The sequence below is a fragment of the Bradyrhizobium betae genome, assembly GCF_008932115.1.
Taxonomy (GTDB): domain Bacteria; phylum Pseudomonadota; class Alphaproteobacteria; order Rhizobiales; family Xanthobacteraceae; genus Bradyrhizobium; species Bradyrhizobium betae.
The window spans coordinates 873,975-890,781 of record NZ_CP044543.1 but is presented as its reverse complement, the minus strand read 5'-3'; the positions used below and the strand labels follow the sequence as shown (position 1 = coordinate 890,781).

At 66.4% G+C, this 16,807-nt stretch carries 12 protein-coding genes; 9 read left to right on the top strand and 3 right to left on the bottom strand.

Features of this window, described 5'->3' with window-relative positions; translation table 11 throughout:
- Positions 1–114 precede the first annotated feature (114 nt).
- The 9 genes from ccmI (at position 115) to F8237_RS04405 (ending at position 12,906) form a co-directional block, all read left to right on the top strand.
- Positions 115–1,224: a c-type cytochrome biogenesis protein CcmI gene (gene ccmI / locus F8237_RS04445; protein ID WP_151642583.1), complete on the top strand. Its 1,110-nt coding sequence runs from the start codon at positions 115–117 to the stop codon at positions 1,222–1,224.
- Positions 1,225–1,261: 37 nt separating this feature from the next.
- Positions 1,262–1,771 carry a cytochrome c maturation protein CcmE gene (ccmE, locus tag F8237_RS04440; protein ID WP_151642582.1) on the top strand — a complete coding sequence of 170 codons (510 nt, stop codon included), beginning with the start codon at positions 1,262–1,264 and terminating at the stop codon, positions 1,769–1,771.
- Complete coding sequence (locus F8237_RS04435) at positions 1,768–3,750, top strand: heme lyase CcmF/NrfE family subunit (protein WP_151642581.1); 1,983 nt, start codon at positions 1,768–1,770, stop codon at positions 3,748–3,750. Before ccmE ends, F8237_RS04435 begins: the two co-directional genes overlap by 4 nt.
- A 4-nt stretch (positions 3,751–3,754) precedes the next feature.
- Positions 3,755–4,237: a cytochrome c-type biogenesis protein gene (locus F8237_RS04430; protein WP_151642580.1), complete on the top strand. Its 483-nt coding sequence runs from the start codon at positions 3,755–3,757 to the stop codon at positions 4,235–4,237.
- Between the two features lie 124 nt (positions 4,238–4,361).
- Complete coding sequence (locus tag F8237_RS04425; protein ID WP_151642579.1) at positions 4,362–5,705, top strand: methyl-accepting chemotaxis protein; 1,344 nt, start codon at positions 4,362–4,364, stop codon at positions 5,703–5,705.
- A gap of 221 nt (positions 5,706–5,926) precedes the next feature.
- Positions 5,927–7,513, top strand: a complete 1,587-nt coding sequence (locus F8237_RS04420) for a Do family serine endopeptidase (protein WP_151642578.1) — start codon at positions 5,927–5,929, stop codon at positions 7,511–7,513.
- Positions 7,514–7,797: 284 nt separating this feature from the next.
- Positions 7,798–8,478, top strand: a complete 681-nt coding sequence (locus tag F8237_RS04415; RefSeq protein ID WP_162006349.1) for a response regulator transcription factor — start codon at positions 7,798–7,800, stop codon at positions 8,476–8,478.
- Positions 8,462–9,922, top strand: coding sequence for a sensor histidine kinase (locus F8237_RS04410; protein ID WP_151642576.1), 1,461 nt, complete (start codon positions 8,462–8,464; stop codon positions 9,920–9,922). Before F8237_RS04415 ends, F8237_RS04410 begins: the two co-directional genes overlap by 17 nt.
- Positions 9,919–12,906, top strand: coding sequence for a bifunctional [glutamine synthetase] adenylyltransferase/[glutamine synthetase]-adenylyl-L-tyrosine phosphorylase (locus F8237_RS04405; protein ID WP_151642575.1), 2,988 nt, complete (start codon positions 9,919–9,921; stop codon positions 12,904–12,906). Before F8237_RS04410 ends, F8237_RS04405 begins: the two co-directional genes overlap by 4 nt.
- On the opposite strand, the gene F8237_RS04400 is transcribed toward F8237_RS04405, so the two are convergent.
- From F8237_RS04400 to fdhF, 3 genes are read right to left on the bottom strand one after another with little or no spacing between them, the layout of a single operon-like run.
- The gene (locus F8237_RS04400) at positions 12,863–13,099 is read right to left on the bottom strand and encodes a formate dehydrogenase subunit delta (RefSeq protein WP_162005870.1); all 237 of its coding nucleotides are present in this window, start codon (positions 13,097–13,099) and stop codon (positions 12,863–12,865) included. The genes F8237_RS04405 and F8237_RS04400 overlap by 44 nt on opposite strands.
- Positions 13,086–13,916, bottom strand: coding sequence for a formate dehydrogenase accessory sulfurtransferase FdhD (fdhD, locus tag F8237_RS04395; RefSeq protein WP_151642573.1), 831 nt, complete (start codon positions 13,914–13,916; stop codon positions 13,086–13,088). Before fdhD ends, F8237_RS04400 begins: the two co-directional genes overlap by 14 nt.
- A gap of 4 nt (positions 13,917–13,920) precedes the next feature.
- Positions 13,921–16,806, bottom strand: coding sequence for a formate dehydrogenase subunit alpha (gene fdhF, locus F8237_RS04390; protein WP_151642572.1), 2,886 nt, complete (start codon positions 16,804–16,806; stop codon positions 13,921–13,923).
- Position 16,807: the final 1 nt, after the last annotated feature.

The following is a 16,807-nucleotide window of genomic DNA, read 5'->3' as shown; positions in this document are numbered from 1 at the left end:
GTTTCGGGACTATGCGCGGTCGCGGTGAATTGACAATTGTCAATTGCCGCATCATCCGGCCGTGGTGTAAAGCCACCTGTGGGCGCGGGTGGCGCGCTGCCGGAAGCTTGCCAGATGACGCTATGGTTCGTGTTCGCGCTGATGACGGTCGCGGCGATTTTCGCCGTGCTCTTGCCGCTCGGCCGCAGCGGACGCGCGCAAAATCAGGGCAGCGAGGTCGCGGTCTACAAGGACCAGCTGGCCGAGATCGAGCGTGACCTCGCCGCCGGGTTGATCGCTGCGCCCGAGGCCGAAGCCGCGCGCGTCGAGATCAGCCGCAGGCTGCTTGCCGCGGCCGGCACAGAGGCCGCGCAGACGCCGACGTCGAGCCTCAAATGGCGCCGTGCGGCGGCCGTGCTGGCGCTCGCCGGCCTGCCGCTCGTTGCGATCGGCGTCTACATGCCGCTTGGCTCGCCCAGGCTTCAGGACTATCCGCTGGCGCAGCGGGAGCGCGGTTCCGGGGCGGGCATGGCGCAGTCGCTCGAGAATCTCGTCGTGCAGGTCGAGCAGCATCTGGAAAAGAACCCGACTGACGGACGCGGCTGGAACGTGCTCGCGCCCGTGCTGCAACGGCTCGGCCGCTTCGACGATGCGGTGCGCGCCTATCGCAACTCGCTCACCTACAATGGCGAGAGCGCGGAGCGCCGCTCCGATCTCGGCGAAGCCATCGCCGCCGCCGCAAATGGCGTGGTGACCGCCGAAGCCAAGGGCGAATTCGAGCGCGCGCACGCGCTCAACGCCGACGATCCCAAGGCGAACTACTTTCTCGGCCTTGCCGCCGAGCAGGACGGCCGCAAGGACGATGCCGCCAACATCTGGCGCGCGCTGCTGGCGAAGGCGCCGGAGGATGCGCCCTGGCGTTCCCTGGTGCAGTCTTCGCTGGCGCGGGTCGGCGGCGGCACGATGCCGGCGCTGTCGGACGAGACCCTCGCCGCGTCCAGGGACATGAACGAGGGCGATCGTAATGCTATGGTGCGCAGCATGGTCGAACGCCTCGCCACGCGCCTCAAGCAGAACGGCGACGACGTCGAGGGTTGGTTGCGTCTGGTGCGCGCCTATCTCGTGATGGGCGATCGCGACAAGGCGGTCGGCGCATCGGGCGATGCCCGCCAGGCCGTTGCCAACGATGCCGTGCGGCTGCGTCAGCTCAACGAAGGCCTCAAGACGCTCGGGCTCGACGGATGACGATGCTGCGGCGAGACCAGCAGGGAACGGATACGCCATGACGCGGAAGCAGCGACGTATGACCATCATCGGCGGCTCGCTTGCCGTGCTCGCGCTCGCCGCCGCGCTCGTGCTGAACGCACTTCGCGACTCCATCGTGTTCTTCTCGACGCCGACCATGGTTGCCGAGAAGCACGTCGAGCCCGGCAAGCGGTTTCGCCTCGGCGGGCTGGTGCAGCCCGGCTCGCTCCATCGCGGCGACAATCTTGCGGTGACATTCGAGGTCGCCGACGGCGGCGCGAAGCTGCCCGTCGCCTACAAGGGCATCCTGCCGGATCTGTTCCGCGAAGGGCAAGGCGTGGTCGCAGAAGGCGCGCTCGATGCCAACGGCGTGTTCAAGGCCGATACCGTGCTTGCCAAGCATGACGAGACCTACATGCCCAAGGACGTCGCCGACGCCCTGAAGAAGCAGGGGCACTGGAAGGACGATTACGGGGCGAAAGCTTCTGATAGCGCAAAGCCTGCGGCAACGACGGCGCAGGGCAATTCGCAGGGAGCAGTGCGGTGATCGCTGAATCCGGACATTACGCGCTGGTGCTGGCGCTTGCCCTGGCACTGATCCAGTCGGTCGTGCCGCTGATCGGCGCCCGCTTGCACGATGCCGCGTTGATGAACGTGGCACGCTCGACCGCACTGGCGCAGCTGCTGTTCGTCGGCGCCTCGTTCATCGCGCTCGTGACGTTGCACGTGAACTCGGATTTCTCCGTCGCCAACGTCTACGAGAACTCCCACTCGATGAAGCCGCTGCTCTACAAGATCACCGGCGTGTGGGGGAACCATGAAGGCTCGATGCTGCTCTGGGTGGCGATCCTGGCGCTGTTCGGCGGCCTGGTTGCGGCCTTCGGCAACAATCTGCCGCTGTCGCTGCGTGCGCATGTGCTGGCCGTGCAGGCCTGGATCGCCAGCGCCTTCTATCTTTTCATCCTGGTGACATCCAATCCGTTCCTGCGGATCGCCAACCCGCCGGTCGAGGGACGCGATCTCAATCCGGTGCTCCAGGACATCGGCCTCGCCGTGCATCCGCCGATGCTCTATCTCGGCTATGTCGGCTTCTCGATCTCGTTCTCCTTCGCCATCGCGGCGCTGATGGAGGGCCGCATCGATGCGGCCTGGGCGCGCTGGGTGCGGCCGTGGACGCTGGTGGCCTGGATATTCCTCACCCTCGGCATCGCGATGGGCTCCTACTGGGCTTATTACGAGCTCGGCTGGGGCGGCTGGTGGTTCTGGGATCCCGTCGAGAACGCCTCGCTGATGCCGTGGCTGGCCGGCACCGCGCTGTTGCACTCGGCGCTGGTCATGGAGAAGCGCAATGCGCTGAAGGTCTGGACCATCCTGCTGTCGATCCTGACCTTCTCGCTGTCGCTGCTCGGCACGTTCCTGGTGCGCTCGGGCGTCATCACGTCCGTGCACGCCTTCGCCACCGATCCGACCCGCGGCGTGTTCATCCTGCTGATCCTCTGCCTGTTCATCGGCGGCAGCCTGTCGCTGTTCGCGGGCCGCGCGACCTCGTTGAAGCAGGGGGGGCTGTTCGCGCCGATCTCGCGCGAAGGCGCGCTGGTGCTGAACAATCTGCTGCTCACGGTGGCCTGCGCGGTCGTGCTGTTCGGCACGCTCTATCCGCTGGCGATGGAACTGCTGGCCGATTTCAAGATGTCGGTCGGCGCGCCCTTCTACAATCTCACCTTCGCCCCGCTGTTCACGCTGCTGCTGCTGGCGGTGCCGTTCGGGCCGATGCTGGCGTGGAAGCGCGGCGATCTGCTTGGCGTCACCCAGCGCCTGCTCGCGGCCGGCGTTGCCGGCCTCGTTGTGATCGCCATCGTCTGGGCCTGGACGCGCGGCGGCAGCGCGCTCGCGCCGCTCGCGATCGGGCTTGGCGTCTTCGTCATCGCCGGCGCCGTCACCGACATCGTCGAGCGGACCGGTCTGGTGCGGCTGCCGTTCGGAACGGCGCTGCACCGCGCCCGCGGCCTGCCGCGCTCGGCCTGGGGCACGGCATTCGCGCATGCCGGCCTCGGCGTCGCGCTGATCGGGATCGTCTGCGAGACCACCTGGAACAGCGAATATATCGCGACGATGAAGCAGAACGACGTCGCCCATGTCGCCGGCTACGATCTCAAGCTCGACGGCCTGTTTCAGCGCCAGGGGCCGAACTTCCGCGAGATGATCGCCGAGTTCAATGTGAGCCGCGATGGCGAGGCGATCAGCGTCATGACGCCGTCCAAGCGCAGTTTCACCACGCGCGGCTCCTCGACGACCGAGGCCGCGCTGCTGACGCGCGGCGCTAGCCAGCTCTACGTTTCGCTCGGCGATGCAAATGCAGAGGGCGCCATTGCGGTGCGCATCTATCACAAGCCGCTGGTGCTGCTGATCTGGTGGGGACCGGTGCTGATGGCGTTCGGCGGTATGCTGTCGCTGTCCGACCGGCGCTTGCGGGTCGGCGCGCCGAAGCCGGCGCGGGCCAAGCAACGCCTCCAGCCGGCGGAGTGATCCGATGCGGCGGATGATGCTTGCGATCGTCGCGCTGATGCTGCTGGCCATGCCCGTGGCGTACGCCGTGCAGCCCGACGAGATCATGTCGGATCCTGCCAAGGAAGTCCGCGCGCGCGACCTGTCGCGTGAGCTGCGCTGCATGGTCTGCCAGAACCAGTCGATCGATGATTCCGACGCGCCGCTCGCGCGCGATCTGCGCCTGCTGGTGCGCGAGCGCATCGCGGCCGGCGACAGCAATTCGCAGGTGCTCGACTTCCTTGTCGCGCGCTATGGTGAGTTCGTATTGCTCAAGCCGCGCTTCGAGCGCCAGACCATGCTGCTGTGGCTGTTCGGGCCGCTGTTGCTGATCGCCGGCGGCCTGGCGCTCTGGCTACAGATTCGTCGCCGTTCGCGAAGCGGTGCAGACGTACCAGCGCCGCCGCTGACGCCCGAGGAGGAGACGCGGCTCGCCGCGTTGATGTCGGACGAAGCCAAATCCTCCTAGCGGCATGACGTCGTCCGCGCCTACGTAATGATACTTAGACCGCTCGCGATGGTCTGTTTCACGCTATATTGACCTTTATCTGGAAGCTTGGCGCAAGATTCGATTCCAGCCTCTGAGCTCCCCGATGTTCACGAACAGCAATCTGACGATCCGCTTCCTGGTCGGCGCCGTCGTCGCAGCATTATTGTTCCTGCTGGGCATCGGCGGCGGCACCGGCTTCGTCGCGGTGCTCTATCTCAACAACGAGATCACCAGCCTGTCGTCGGATTTCTCAGCGCTGAGCGGCCCCGCGCGCGACCACGCGATGCAGATCTACCAGCAGGCGCAGACGGCGTTTTCCTATTTTCTGATGGCCTGCGGCGTGATTGCGGTCGTCGCCGTCGCGATCTGCCTCACTACCTGGTTCGCCGTGCGCAACGGCATCCTCAGCCCGCTGGCGGCGATCGTGCATGCCATGCGCGAGGTCGCCGACCAGAAGTTCGAGACATCCGTTCCGGGCCTCGGTGGCACCAACGAGATCGGCCTGCTCGCCGGGGCGCTGGAGGTATTCAAGACCAACGGGATCGAGCGGCGCCGGCTCACCGAGCAGCAGCTGCGCGAAGCGCAGCATCAGTCCGAGCGCTCGCAATTTCTCGACGACCGCATCAAGCGCTTCAACGATCTCGTCGCCGGCGTCGTCGACAGCGTGGCGTCGTCGGCCGTGCATCTGAAGAGCAACGCGGAGACATTGTCGCGGACGGCCAACGACACCAGCACGAAGGCCAGTGCGGTCGCGAGCGCGGCCAGCCAGGCCAGCGTCAGCGTCCAGACGGTCGCGGGCTCGGCCGAGGCGATGACGAACTCGATCGGCACGATCAGCCGCCGCGTTACCGATGCGACCCAGCGCGCCGAAGGCGCAGCGTCCCAGGCCGAGAAGAGCCGCGACACCATCCACACGCTGTCGGATGCCGCCGACAAGATCGGCGAGGTCGTGCAGCTCGTGCAGGCGATCGCATCGCAGACCAATTTGCTGGCGCTCAACGCCACCATCGAGGCGGCGCGGGCAGGGGAGGCCGGCAAGGGTTTTGCCGTGGTCGCCTCCGAGGTGAAGAGCCTCGCGCACCAGACCAGCAAGGCGACGGAAGAGATCACCTCGCACGTCGCCAGCATCCAGGGCATCACCGCGGAGACGCGCGGCGCGATCGACGGGATCTCGAAGACCCTGTCGGAGATCTCGTCGATCATGTCCGGCATCGAGGTCGACACCGCCCAGCAGCGCAACGCCACACAGGACATCACGAGCAGCGCGCAGGACGCCGCACACGGAACGCTCGACGTCTCCAATCACATCGTCCAGATCACCTCGACCTCGGCGGAGACCGGGCGCATGGCTGCCGAAGCGCGCGATTCCGCCGTCGACCTGTCGCGGCAGGCCGAGACCCTGAAGCGCGAAGTGGACGAATTTATCGTCAGCGTCAGGGCGAGCTGAGGCCGCGGAATACGCGGGTATGCGCAGATCTCGGGAACTCGATTAAGTTCCTGTCACACCACGATTTTCGGGCTGCGATAAACGGCCGCATCCGCGTGGCCGTTCATTACAAAAGTTTAACCCCGCCGCCAGCGCGCGGTAAGGCGGGAGCCCCCATCTTCAGGACCGTAAGGTGCTGCCATCCGGCACCAAATGGATTTCAAGGCCCTGGAGATCTCTGCATGACCGACCGTCCCGACCTCACCAACCTTCCGTCCTACCGCCAGCCCCGCCGCTCGGTTTTCTCCGCGCGCAGGATCGCGCTGATGGCCTCGGTCGTCGCAGGCCTCGGCATCGCCGTCCATGGCTTCAGCCCGTCGACTTCGCCGAGCGACCTGTTCTCGAGCCCGGCGCATGCGCAGGTCAACAACGAGGTCCGCAAGGTCGAGCGTCCGATCGGCTTCGCCGACATCGTCGAGCGCGTGAAGCCGTCGGTGATCTCGGTGAAGGTGAACATCAAGGAAAAGACCGCCAGCAACGATGACGGCGATGATTCCTCCTCGCCGTTCCAGCCGGGCTCGCCGATGGAGCGCTTCTTCCGCCGCTTCGGCGGTCCGGATGGCTTCCCGGGCCAGAAGGGTGGCGGCGGCGGCCGTGGCCGTGTCGTGCAGGGACAGGGCTCCGGCTTCTTCATTTCGGCTGACGGCTTTGCCGTGACCAACAATCACGTGGTCGACGGCGCCGACAAGGTCGAGGTCACCACCGACGACGGCAAGACCTACACCGCAAAGGTGATCGGCACCGACCAGCGCACCGACCTTGCCCTGATCAAGGTCGAGGGCAGCTCGAACTTCCCGTTCGCCAAACTTGCCGACGGCAAGCCGCGGATCGGCGACTGGGTGCTCGCGGTCGGCAATCCGTTCGGCCTCGGTGGCACCGTGACCGCGGGCATCGTCTCGGCCGCCGGTCGCGATATCGGCAACGGCCCCTATGACGATTTCATCCAGATCGACGCGCCCGTGAACAAGGGCAATTCCGGCGGTCCGGCTTTCGACACCAACGGTGAAGTGATGGGCGTCAACACCGCGATCTACTCGCCCTCCGGCGGCAGCGTCGGCATCGCGTTCTCGATCCCGGCCTCCACCGTGAAGACGGTGGTTGCCCAGCTCAAGGACAAGGGCTCGGTCAGCCGCGGCTGGATCGGCGTGCAGATCCAGCCGGTGACGTCTGACATCGCCGACAGCCTCGGCATGAAGAAGGCCGAAGGCGCGCTGGTGGCAGAACCCCAGGCGAACGGTCCGGCTGCCAAGGCCGGCATCGAGTCCGGCGACGTGATCACCTCGGTCAACGGCGAAGCCGTCAAGGACGCCCGTGAGCTCGCCCGCACCATCGGCGGCCTTTCGCCCGGCGCGACCGTGAAGCTCAACGTGCTGCACAAGGGCCAGGACAAGGTCGTGAACCTGACGCTCGGCCAGCTGCCGAACACGGTCGAGGCCAAGGCCGACACCGACAAGGACAGCGGCAAGGGTGCGAGCCGCGGCACCGACGTGCCCAAGCTCGGCATGACCGTTGCGCCCGCCGACTCCGTGGCCGGCGCCGGCAAGGAAGGCGTCGTGGTCACCGAAGTCGATCCGAAGAGTGCCGCGGCCGAACGCGGCTTCAAGGAAGGCGACGTGATTCTGGAAGTCGGCGGCAAGAGCGTGAGCTCCGCCGGCGACGTCCGCGACGCCATCAACACGGCGCGGACCGACAACAAGAACAGCGTCCTGATGCGCGTGAAGAGCGGCGGTCAGTCCCGCTTCGTCGCGATCCCCCTCGCCAAGGGGTGAGCCTCAGGAGGCCCAAGAGATGAAGGGTGTCGCCGGCATCAGTCGCCCCAGCCGCCGGCGCCCTTCGGGGGAGCAGCGTAAATTTCGCTTCCCCAGTCTACCTTCCGGTGGAATTACGCCCCCCTCCGTCGGAAGGCCTAGGGCGGTGAGGTCCCCCCAGCTTCACCGCCCGCCTTTTTGCCGACCCAGATACTCAACCAAGTCCCATTTGTCTGGCTTGCATGCGATTGCCGCTCGCGCCATGTTCAGAGAAGGTTGACCCCTTGACCGCCGCCGAACGCACGATGCGCCTCCTCATCATCGAAGACGACCGCGAATCCGCCGACTACCTCGTGAAGGCGTTTCGCGAGGTCGGACATATTGCCGACCACGCCGCAGACGGCGAGGAAGGCCTCGCCATGGCCGAGAACGGCGAGTACGACGTGCTGGTGGTCGATCGCATGCTGCCCAAGCGCGACGGCCTGTCGCTGATCGGTCTGCTCCGCGACAAGGGCAATACGACCCCGGTGCTGATTCTGTCGGCGCTCGGGCAGGTCGACGACCGCATCAAGGGCCTGCGCGCCGGCGGCGACGACTATCTGCCGAAGCCCTATTCCTTCGCTGAGCTGCTGGCCCGTGTCGAGGTGCTGTCGCGCCGCCGCGGCGGCCCGGCCGAGGACACGCTCTACCGTGTCGGCGACCTCGAGCTCGACCGGCTGTCCCATCGCGTCGCCCGCGGCAAGGACGAGCTGACGCTGCAGCCGCGCGAATTCCGCCTGCTCGAATATCTGATGAAGCATGCCGGGCAGGTGGTGACGCGCACCATGCTGCTGGAGAACGTCTGGGACTATCATTTCGATCCGCAGACCAACGTGATCGACGTGCACATTTCGCGGCTGCGCTCCAAGATCGACAAGGGCTTCGAGCGGCCGTTGCTGCACACGATCCGCGGCGCCGGGTACATGATCCGTGACGGCATTCGGTAAACTCGTCCGCACCACGGCGTTCCGGCTGACGCTGGCCTACCTGTTCCTGTTCGCGATCTTCGCGGCGTCGCTGCTCGGCTACTTCGCCTGGAATACGCGGCGGCTGATCACCGAGGAGATCACGCAGACGGTCAATTCCGAGACCTCGGAAATCAACGAGATCTACGGGAGGCGCGGCCTGTTCGGCCTCGTGCGCGCGATCGAGTATCGCGCGCTGCGGCCGGGCGCCAATCTCTACCTCGTGACCACGCCGACCGGGCAGGCTGTCGCCGGCAATGTCGGCTCGCTGGCACCGGGCGTGATGGCAACGCGCGGCTGGACGGAGACGGCCTACCGGCGGATCGAGGACGGGAACGAACGCAATCATCGCGCGCTGGTGCGCGTCACCGAACTGGAAAACGGCTTCCGGCTCCTGATCGGCCGTGATCTCGACGAGCGGCGGCGCCTGTTCGGCATCGTCGCGAAGGCCGCGCAATGGTCGATCCTGATCGTCGTGGTGCTCGGTCTCGGCGGCGGCGTGTTCGTCGCGCGCAGGGTCCTCAGGCGCATCGACGCCATGACCGGCACCGCGCAGCGCATCATGACCGGCGATCTCAGCGGGCGCCTGCCGGTGGGACGCAGCGGCGACGAGCTCGACCGTCTTGCCGAAAACCTCAACGCCATGCTGGAGCGGATCGAGGCGCTGATGGCGGGATTGAAGGAAGTTTCCGACAACATCGCCCACGACCTCAAGACGCCGCTGACGCGCCTGCGCAACCGCGCCGAGGAGGCGCTGGCGAAATCGGGCAGCGAAGCCGATTACCGTGCCGCGCTGGAGCGGACCATCGAGGAATCCGACGGCCTGATCCGCACCTTCAATGCGCTGCTCATGATCGCGCGTGCCGAATCCGGCCAGGCGCGCGGCAACATGGATGATTTCGACGCAGCTGACGTGGCGGGCGGCATCCACGAGCTCTACGAGCCGCTCGCCGAGGACGACGGCATGACCCTCAAGGTCAAGGCCGATCCGACGCCGGTTCATGCCAACCGCGAATTGATCAGCCAGGCACTCGCCAATCTGGTCGAGAACGCGATCAAATACGGCAAGCCGGCCGCGCAGCCGGCGGGAACCGTGGTCAGCATGGACAGCAGGCAGATCACGATCGAGGCCAGGCGCGAGGGCGACCAGGTGCTGCTCAGCGTCACCGATCGCGGCCCCGGTATCCCCGAAGGCGACCGCAAGCATGCCGTCGAGCGATTCGTGCGGCTGGAGGCCAGCCGCACGCTCCCGGGCTCCGGCCTCGGCCTCAGCCTCGCCTCCGCAGTTGCGACGCTGCATGGCGGGGAATTGCGGCTGGGCGATGCCCATCCGGGTCTCGTAGCCACGCTGGTGCTGCCGGCGCGCGCAGGTGCCGGCGACAGGGTTGCTCCTCCAATACCGGATGTGCCACAGAAGGTGGCATGAACCACTCCGCGCCGGGAAACGCGGACAAGCATGGTGAGGGCTTGGCCGCGCGCTTCGCGGAGGCTCCCCATATTGCCGCTTCCACAACCGACGAACGACGCTTTGACACCTGGCTGGCCGAACTCGAGCCGGCACAGTCGGCCCGTCTCGAAGCGCTATTGGTGCATCCCTTCGCGCGGGAAATTCTGGCCGGCATCGCGGAATTCTCGCCGTATCTGTTCGATCTGGCGCGCGCCGATGCGCCGCGCCTGATCCGGCTGCTGGCATGTGATCCGGATACGCATCTCGCCGCGCTGATCGCCGAGGCGAGGGACGCTGTGCTTGCTGCGGCCGACGAAGCCGAGGTGATGCGGCTGCTTCGCCGGATGAAGGCGGAAGCCGCGCTCCTGACCGCGCTGTGCGACATCGGTGGGGTCTGGCCGGTCATGCGGGTGACGGCGGCGCTGACCGATGTCGCGGTGTCTTCGGTGCAGGCGGCGCTCCAGTACCAGCTGCGGCAGGAAGCCGCACGTGGAAAAATCCTGCCGCCCGATCCCGAGGCGCCGGAAAAGGGCTGCGGCCTGATTGTGCTGGCGATGGGCAAGATGGGCGCGGGCGAGCTGAACTATTCCAGCGACATCGATCTCATCGTGTTCTTCGATCCCGACAACACGACGCTTGCCCCCGATATCGAGCCGCAGCCGTTCTTCGTCCGGGTGACGCAGGGTATGGCGCGCCTCCTCCAGCAGCGGACCTATGACGGCTACGTCTTCCGCGTCGATCTGCGGCTGCGGCCCGATCCGTCCTCGACCCAGGTGGCGATTTCCCGCGACGCTGCGCTGCATTACTACGAGCGCGAAGGGCGCACCTGGGAGCGCGCCGCAATGATCAAGGCACGCGCCTGCGCCGGCGATCCCAGGGCAGGCGAGGCGCTGCTTGCCGAGATCGCCCCCTTCGTCTGGCGCAAGCATCTCGACTTCGCCGCGCTCGCCGACGTGCACGACATGAAGCGGCAGATGCAGACCTATCGCGGCCAGAGCGAGATCGCGGTGGAGGGCCACAACGTCAAGGTCGGCCGCGGCGGCATCCGTGAGATCGAGTTTTTCGCCCAGACGCAGCAGCTGATTGCCGGCGGCCGCCATCCGGAATTGCGGGTGCGGCCGACGCTCGCCGCGCTCAATGTGCTCGCTGTCAACAACTGGATCACCTTTGCCGCGCGCGATGAACTGACCATTGCGTATGAATTCCTGCGCCGGGTCGAGCATCGTCTCCAGATGATCGCGGACGAGCAGACCCATGCGCTGCCCGACGACAAGGAGGCGGTCGAGCGTTTTGCGCGCTTCTTCGGCTATCCGGATCGCGAAGCCTTCGCGCGCGATCTGTTGCGGCAACTCGAGATCGTCCAGGGCCATTATGAGAAGCTGTTCGAGGGCGATGATCCGACCGGCACGGCAAAGCTGCCGGCGCTCGACTACGGCGCGGGCCCTGAAGATCCGCGCCTGCTGCAATATCTGACGACGCTCGGCTTCAAGAAGCCGGCCGCAGTGGCCCAGACCCTGCGTGACTGGATCACCGGCGACTACCGGGCGTTCCGCAACGAGGCGACGCGAAGCGCCTTCGTCGATTTCGTGCCGGCCCTGATCGACGGCCTCGCGCATGCCGAGGAGCCGGACCGCGCCGTCGTGACGTTCGATCATTTCCTCGGGGCGCTCCAGCTTGGCGGCCGGCTGATCACGCTGCTCGCCCAGAACCGCGATCTCGTCGCGCTGGTGGCGCTGGTGCTGGGCGCGGCACCGCGGCTCGGCGAGATGCTGGCGCGGAAGCCGCAGCTCATGGACGGGCTGATCGATCCGCGCTTCTTCGGCGCGATGCCGGACAAGCAGGAACTGTCGGCGCGATTGGCCGCGACGGTGCGCGACGCCGGCTCCTATGAGGAATTCCTCGATCGCCTGCGCCTGTTCGGGCAGGAGAGCCTGTTCCTGATCGGCACGCGCATCCTCTCCGGCACCGTCTCGGCGCAACAGGCGAGCACGGCCTTTGCCGACGTCGCCGAGGGCACGGTCCACACCGTGCACGGTCTCGTCGCCGAGCGCTTCGCCGCGCAGCACGGCCGCATCAAGGGGCAGGAGACCGCGATCATCGCGATGGGCCGGCTCGGCAGCCGCGAGATGACGGCGTCGTCCGATCTCGACCTGATCCTGCTGTACGATTTCGACGGCGAGGCCCCGGACTCGGACGGGCCCAAATCGCTGCACGGCGCGCACTACTTCGCGCGCTTCACCCAGCGCCTGATCAGTGCCTTCACCACGCGCACCAATTACGGCGTGCTCTACGAGATCGACATGCGGCTGCGTCCCTCCGGGCGGGCCGGCCCGGTGGCGTCGAGCCTTGCTTCCTTTGCGGACTACCAGGCCAACGAGGCCTGGACCTGGGAGCACATGGCCCTGACCCGCGCGCGCGTGGTGTCTTCATCGGATGCCTTCCGTGAGCGGATCGAGCGCATCATCCGCGATGTCCTGACGCGCCGCCGCGACCGCGCCGTCGTCGCCAACGACGTCGCAGACATGCGCCGCGCCATCGCGCAGGAAAAGGGCGAGAGCGACCATTGGGATCTCAAATACGCCGCCGGCGGTATGGTCGATATCGACTTCATCGCGCAATATCTCCAGCTCGTGCACGCCCACGACAAGCCCGATATTCTCGACGTCGGTACGATGCAGGTGCTGGACAACGCTGCCAAGCTCGGCGTGCTCCCGCAGTCGGAGGCGGAGATCCTGCGTGCCGCCGCACGGCTCTATCACGACCTGACGCAGATCCTGCGGCTCTGCGTCAGCGATCGTTTCAAGCCGGAGACCGCGGGCACCGACCTTCAGCGCGTGATGGCGCGCGCCGGCGACGCGCCCGATTTCTCATCGCTCGAGGCCCGCGTGAAGGAAACGCAGGGCGAGGTGCGGCGCGTGTTCAGTGCGCTTCTGGAAGGGAAACAGTCTGCTGCAGCGACGTGAGGGCCTCGCGCACGTTCGGCTCCAGGCCCGCGCCGCCGGCATCGAGATGCGCGAAGATCGCGCGCTTCATCCGGGGATCCCAGAATTTCTTGATGTGTTCGGCGATCCCCGGCACGGCCTTGTCGTGACCCTGGCTGCGGAAGAACGTGCCGATCTGGTTGGCCATGTAGACGAGGCGGTCAAGCGACGACATCGATGATCTCCTGGGCACGACGAGCCGTGACGCGGCCCTGGTGCGTGAACACTTCAAATCCGTCGCTGCGGGCAATCGCAATCAGCGTGATGCCTGCGGCTTCCGCGGTGCGCACCGCGAGTGCGGTGGGCGCGGAGACCGCGACCAGTACGGGCGCGCCGATCGCGGCCGTCTTCTGCACCATCTCGACCGAGACGCGGCTCGTCAGCAGCACCATGCCGGTGCTTGCATCCGCCCGGCTGCGCGCCAGCGCGCCTGCGAGCTTGTCGAGTGCGTTATGGCGGCCGACGTCTTCGCGCAACGCCACAATGCCGTTCGACGGCGACCAGAACGCTGCGGCATGGACCGCGCGGGTCTGCATGTTGATCGATTGCAGGGGGGCGATAGTCTGCATCGCCGCCATGACCTGCTGCGGCGTGAAAGTCTGCCCCGGCGGCACCACGGCTGCAGGCCGCACGGCTTCGGCAATCGAGTCGATGCCGCAGATGCCGCAGCCGGTTGGACCGGCAATGTGACGCCGTCGCTCGCTGATGCGCGTGGCGTCTTTCGGGTCGAGCCACATGCGCAGCTCGATACCGTCGTCGAGGCGAACCACTTCGAGCGATCTGACGTCGTCGACCGACTTGATGATGCCTTCGTCCAGACTGAAGCCGACAGCAAAATCCTCGAGGTTCTGCGGCGTGCCCATCATGACGGCGTAGGTGCCGCCATTGTAGGTCAGCGCCAGCGGCGTCTCCTCCGGGATCAGCCGCGTTCCTTCCGACGTGACACCGTCGCGCCAGATCTCGCGGTCGATGGCCTGGACCGGCACGTGCATGCCGTTACTCCGCAGCCTCGGCCGGGGCGATACGGCGGGAGTGCCGCGCCTGCGCGTCGTAGGTCTTCTGCCAGTCGGACGGACCGTTCGACGGCGAGATCTGCACCGCCGTGACCTTGTATTCGGGACAGTTGGTCGCCCAGTCCGAATAGTCGGTGGTGATCACGTTCGCTTGCGTATCCGGGTGATGGAAGGTCGTGTAGACGACGCCCGGCGACACGCGGTCGGTGATCTCCGCGCGCAGCGTGGTCTCGCCGGCGCGACTGGTCAGCCGTACCCAGTCGCCGTCGCGCACGCCGCGCAGCTCGGCGTCGTGCGGATGGATTTCCAGCCGGTCTTCGGCATGCCAGACCACGTTCTCGGTGCGTCTTGTCTGCGCGCCGACATTGTACTGGCTGAGGATGCGGCCGGTCGTGAGCAGCAGCGGGAAGCGCGGGCCGGTCCGTTCGTCGGTGGCGACATATTCGGTGACGATGAACTTGCCCTTGCCGCGGACGAAACCGTCGATATGCATTACTGGCGTGCCTTCCGGCGCCTTCTCGTTGCAGGGCCACTGCACCGAGCCAAGCTCGTCGAGCTTGGCATAGGAGACGCCGGCGAAGGTCGGCGTCAGGGCTGCGATCTCGTCCATGATTTCGGACGGGTGCTTGTAGTTCATCTCGAAGCCCATTGCCCTGGCGAGGCCGATGGTGACCTCCCAGTCGGCCATGCCGTTCTTGGGCGACATCACCTTACGCACGCGCTGGATACGGCGCTCGGCGTTGGTGAAGGTGCCGTCCTTCTCGAGGAAGCTCGAGCCGGGGAGGAACACATGGGCGTAGTTCGCGGTCTCGTTCAGGAAGAGGTCGTGAACGATGACGCATTCCATCGACGACAGCGCGGCCACCACATGCTTGGTGTTGGGATCGGACTGAAGGATGTCCTCGCCCTGCACGTAGATGCCCATGAACGAGCCCTCGATCGCGGCGTCGAACATGTTGGGGATGCGCAGGCCCGGCTCCGGGTTGAGCTTGACGTTCCACAGTGCTTCGAACTGGTCGCGCACGGCATCGCCCGAGATGTGGCGATAGCCGGGCAGCTCGTGCGGGAACGAGCCCATGTCGCACGAGCCCTGCACGTTGTTCTGGCCGCGCAGCGGGTTTACGCCGACGCCGGAACGGCCGATATTGCCGGTGGCCATCGCGAGGTTCGCGATCGCGATCACCGTGGTCGAGCCCTGGCTGTGCTCGGTGACGCCGAGCCCGTAATAGATCGCGCCGTTGCCGCCGGTGGCGTAGATGCGAGCGGCTTCGCGCAGATCCTTCGGATCGGCGCCGGTGAGGATGGCGGTGGCTTCCGGACTGTTGTTCGGCTGGGCGACGAAGGCCGACCATTCCTCGAACTCGGCCCAGTCGCAGCGCTCGCGCACGAAGGTCTCGTTGACGAGGCCCTCGGTGACGATGACATGCGCCAGCGCCGTCACGACGGCGACGTTGGTGCCGGGCATCAGCGGCAGGTGCAGCGCCTTCACATGCGGCGACTCCACCATTTCGGTGCGGCGTGGATCGATCACGATCAGTTTGGCGCCCTGGCGCAGCCGCTTCTTCAGGCGTGAGGCGAAGACCGGGTGGGCGGAGGCTGGATTGGCGCCGATGATCACGACGACATCGGTGTCTTCGACCGAGTCGAAATCCTGCGTGCCGGCGGAGGTGCCAAAGGTCTGCGAGAGGCCATAGCCGGTCGGCGAGTGGCAGACGCGGGCGCAGGTGTCGACGTTGTTGTTGCCGAAGCCGGCGCGGATCAGCTTCTGGACCAGATAGGTCTCCTCGTTGGTGCAGCGGGACGAGGTGATGCCGCCGATGGCGTCGCGGCCGTATTTCTTCTGGATGCCGCGCATCCTGGCGGCAGCAAACGAGAACGCCTCATCCCACGACACTTCGCGCCAGGGATCTTCGATCCGTTCGCGGATCATCGGCTTGAGGATGCGCTCCTTGTGATTGGTGTAGCCCCAGGCGAAGCGCCCCTTGACGCAGGAATGGCCGCGATTGGCCTTGCCGTCCTTGTACGGCACCATGCGCACGACTTCCTCGCCGCGCATCTCGGCCTTGAAGGCGCAGCCGACACCGCAATAGGCGCAGGTGGTGACGACCGAATGCTCGGGCTGACCGATCTCGATCACGGACTTCTCGGTGAGCGTCGCGGTCGGGCAGGCCTGCACGCAGGCGCCGCAGGAGACGCATTCGGAGCCGAGGAAGCTCTCGCTCATGCCGGGGGAGACGCGGCTGTCGAAGCCGCGGCCGGAGATCGTCAGCGCGAACGTGCCTTGCACCTCCTCGCAGGCGCGGACGCAGCGCGAGCAGACGATGCACTTGGAGGGATCGTAAGTGAAGTACGGGTTGGACTCGTCCTTCGGCATCCAGGCGGCGTTGATCTCGCCGTTGGACTTGCAAGGTGTCTTGGCGAAGACGTGGTTCTCGCCCTCATAGCCGTAGCGCACCTCGCGCAGGCCGACGGCACCGGCCATGTCCTGCAATTCGCAGTCGCCATTGGCGCCGCAGGTGAGACAGTCGAGCGGATGGTCGGAGATGTAGAGCTCCATCACGCCCTTGCGCAGCTTCTTCAGCCGCTCGCTCTGGGTATGCACGACGAGGCCGGGCATCACCGGCGTGGTGCACGAGGCCGGCGTACCGGCGCGGCCCTCGATCTCGACCACGCAGAGCCGGCAGGAACCGAAGGCGTCGACCATGTCGGTCGCGCAGAGTTTTGGGATCTGGTGGCCCGCGTCCATCGCGGCTCGCATGATCGAGGTGCCCTCGGGCACCGTGACCTCGTTGCCGTCGATGGTCAGCGTGACCATCGTGGTTGATTTGGAGCGCGGCGTGCCGTAGTCGATTTCTTCGATCAGAGACATC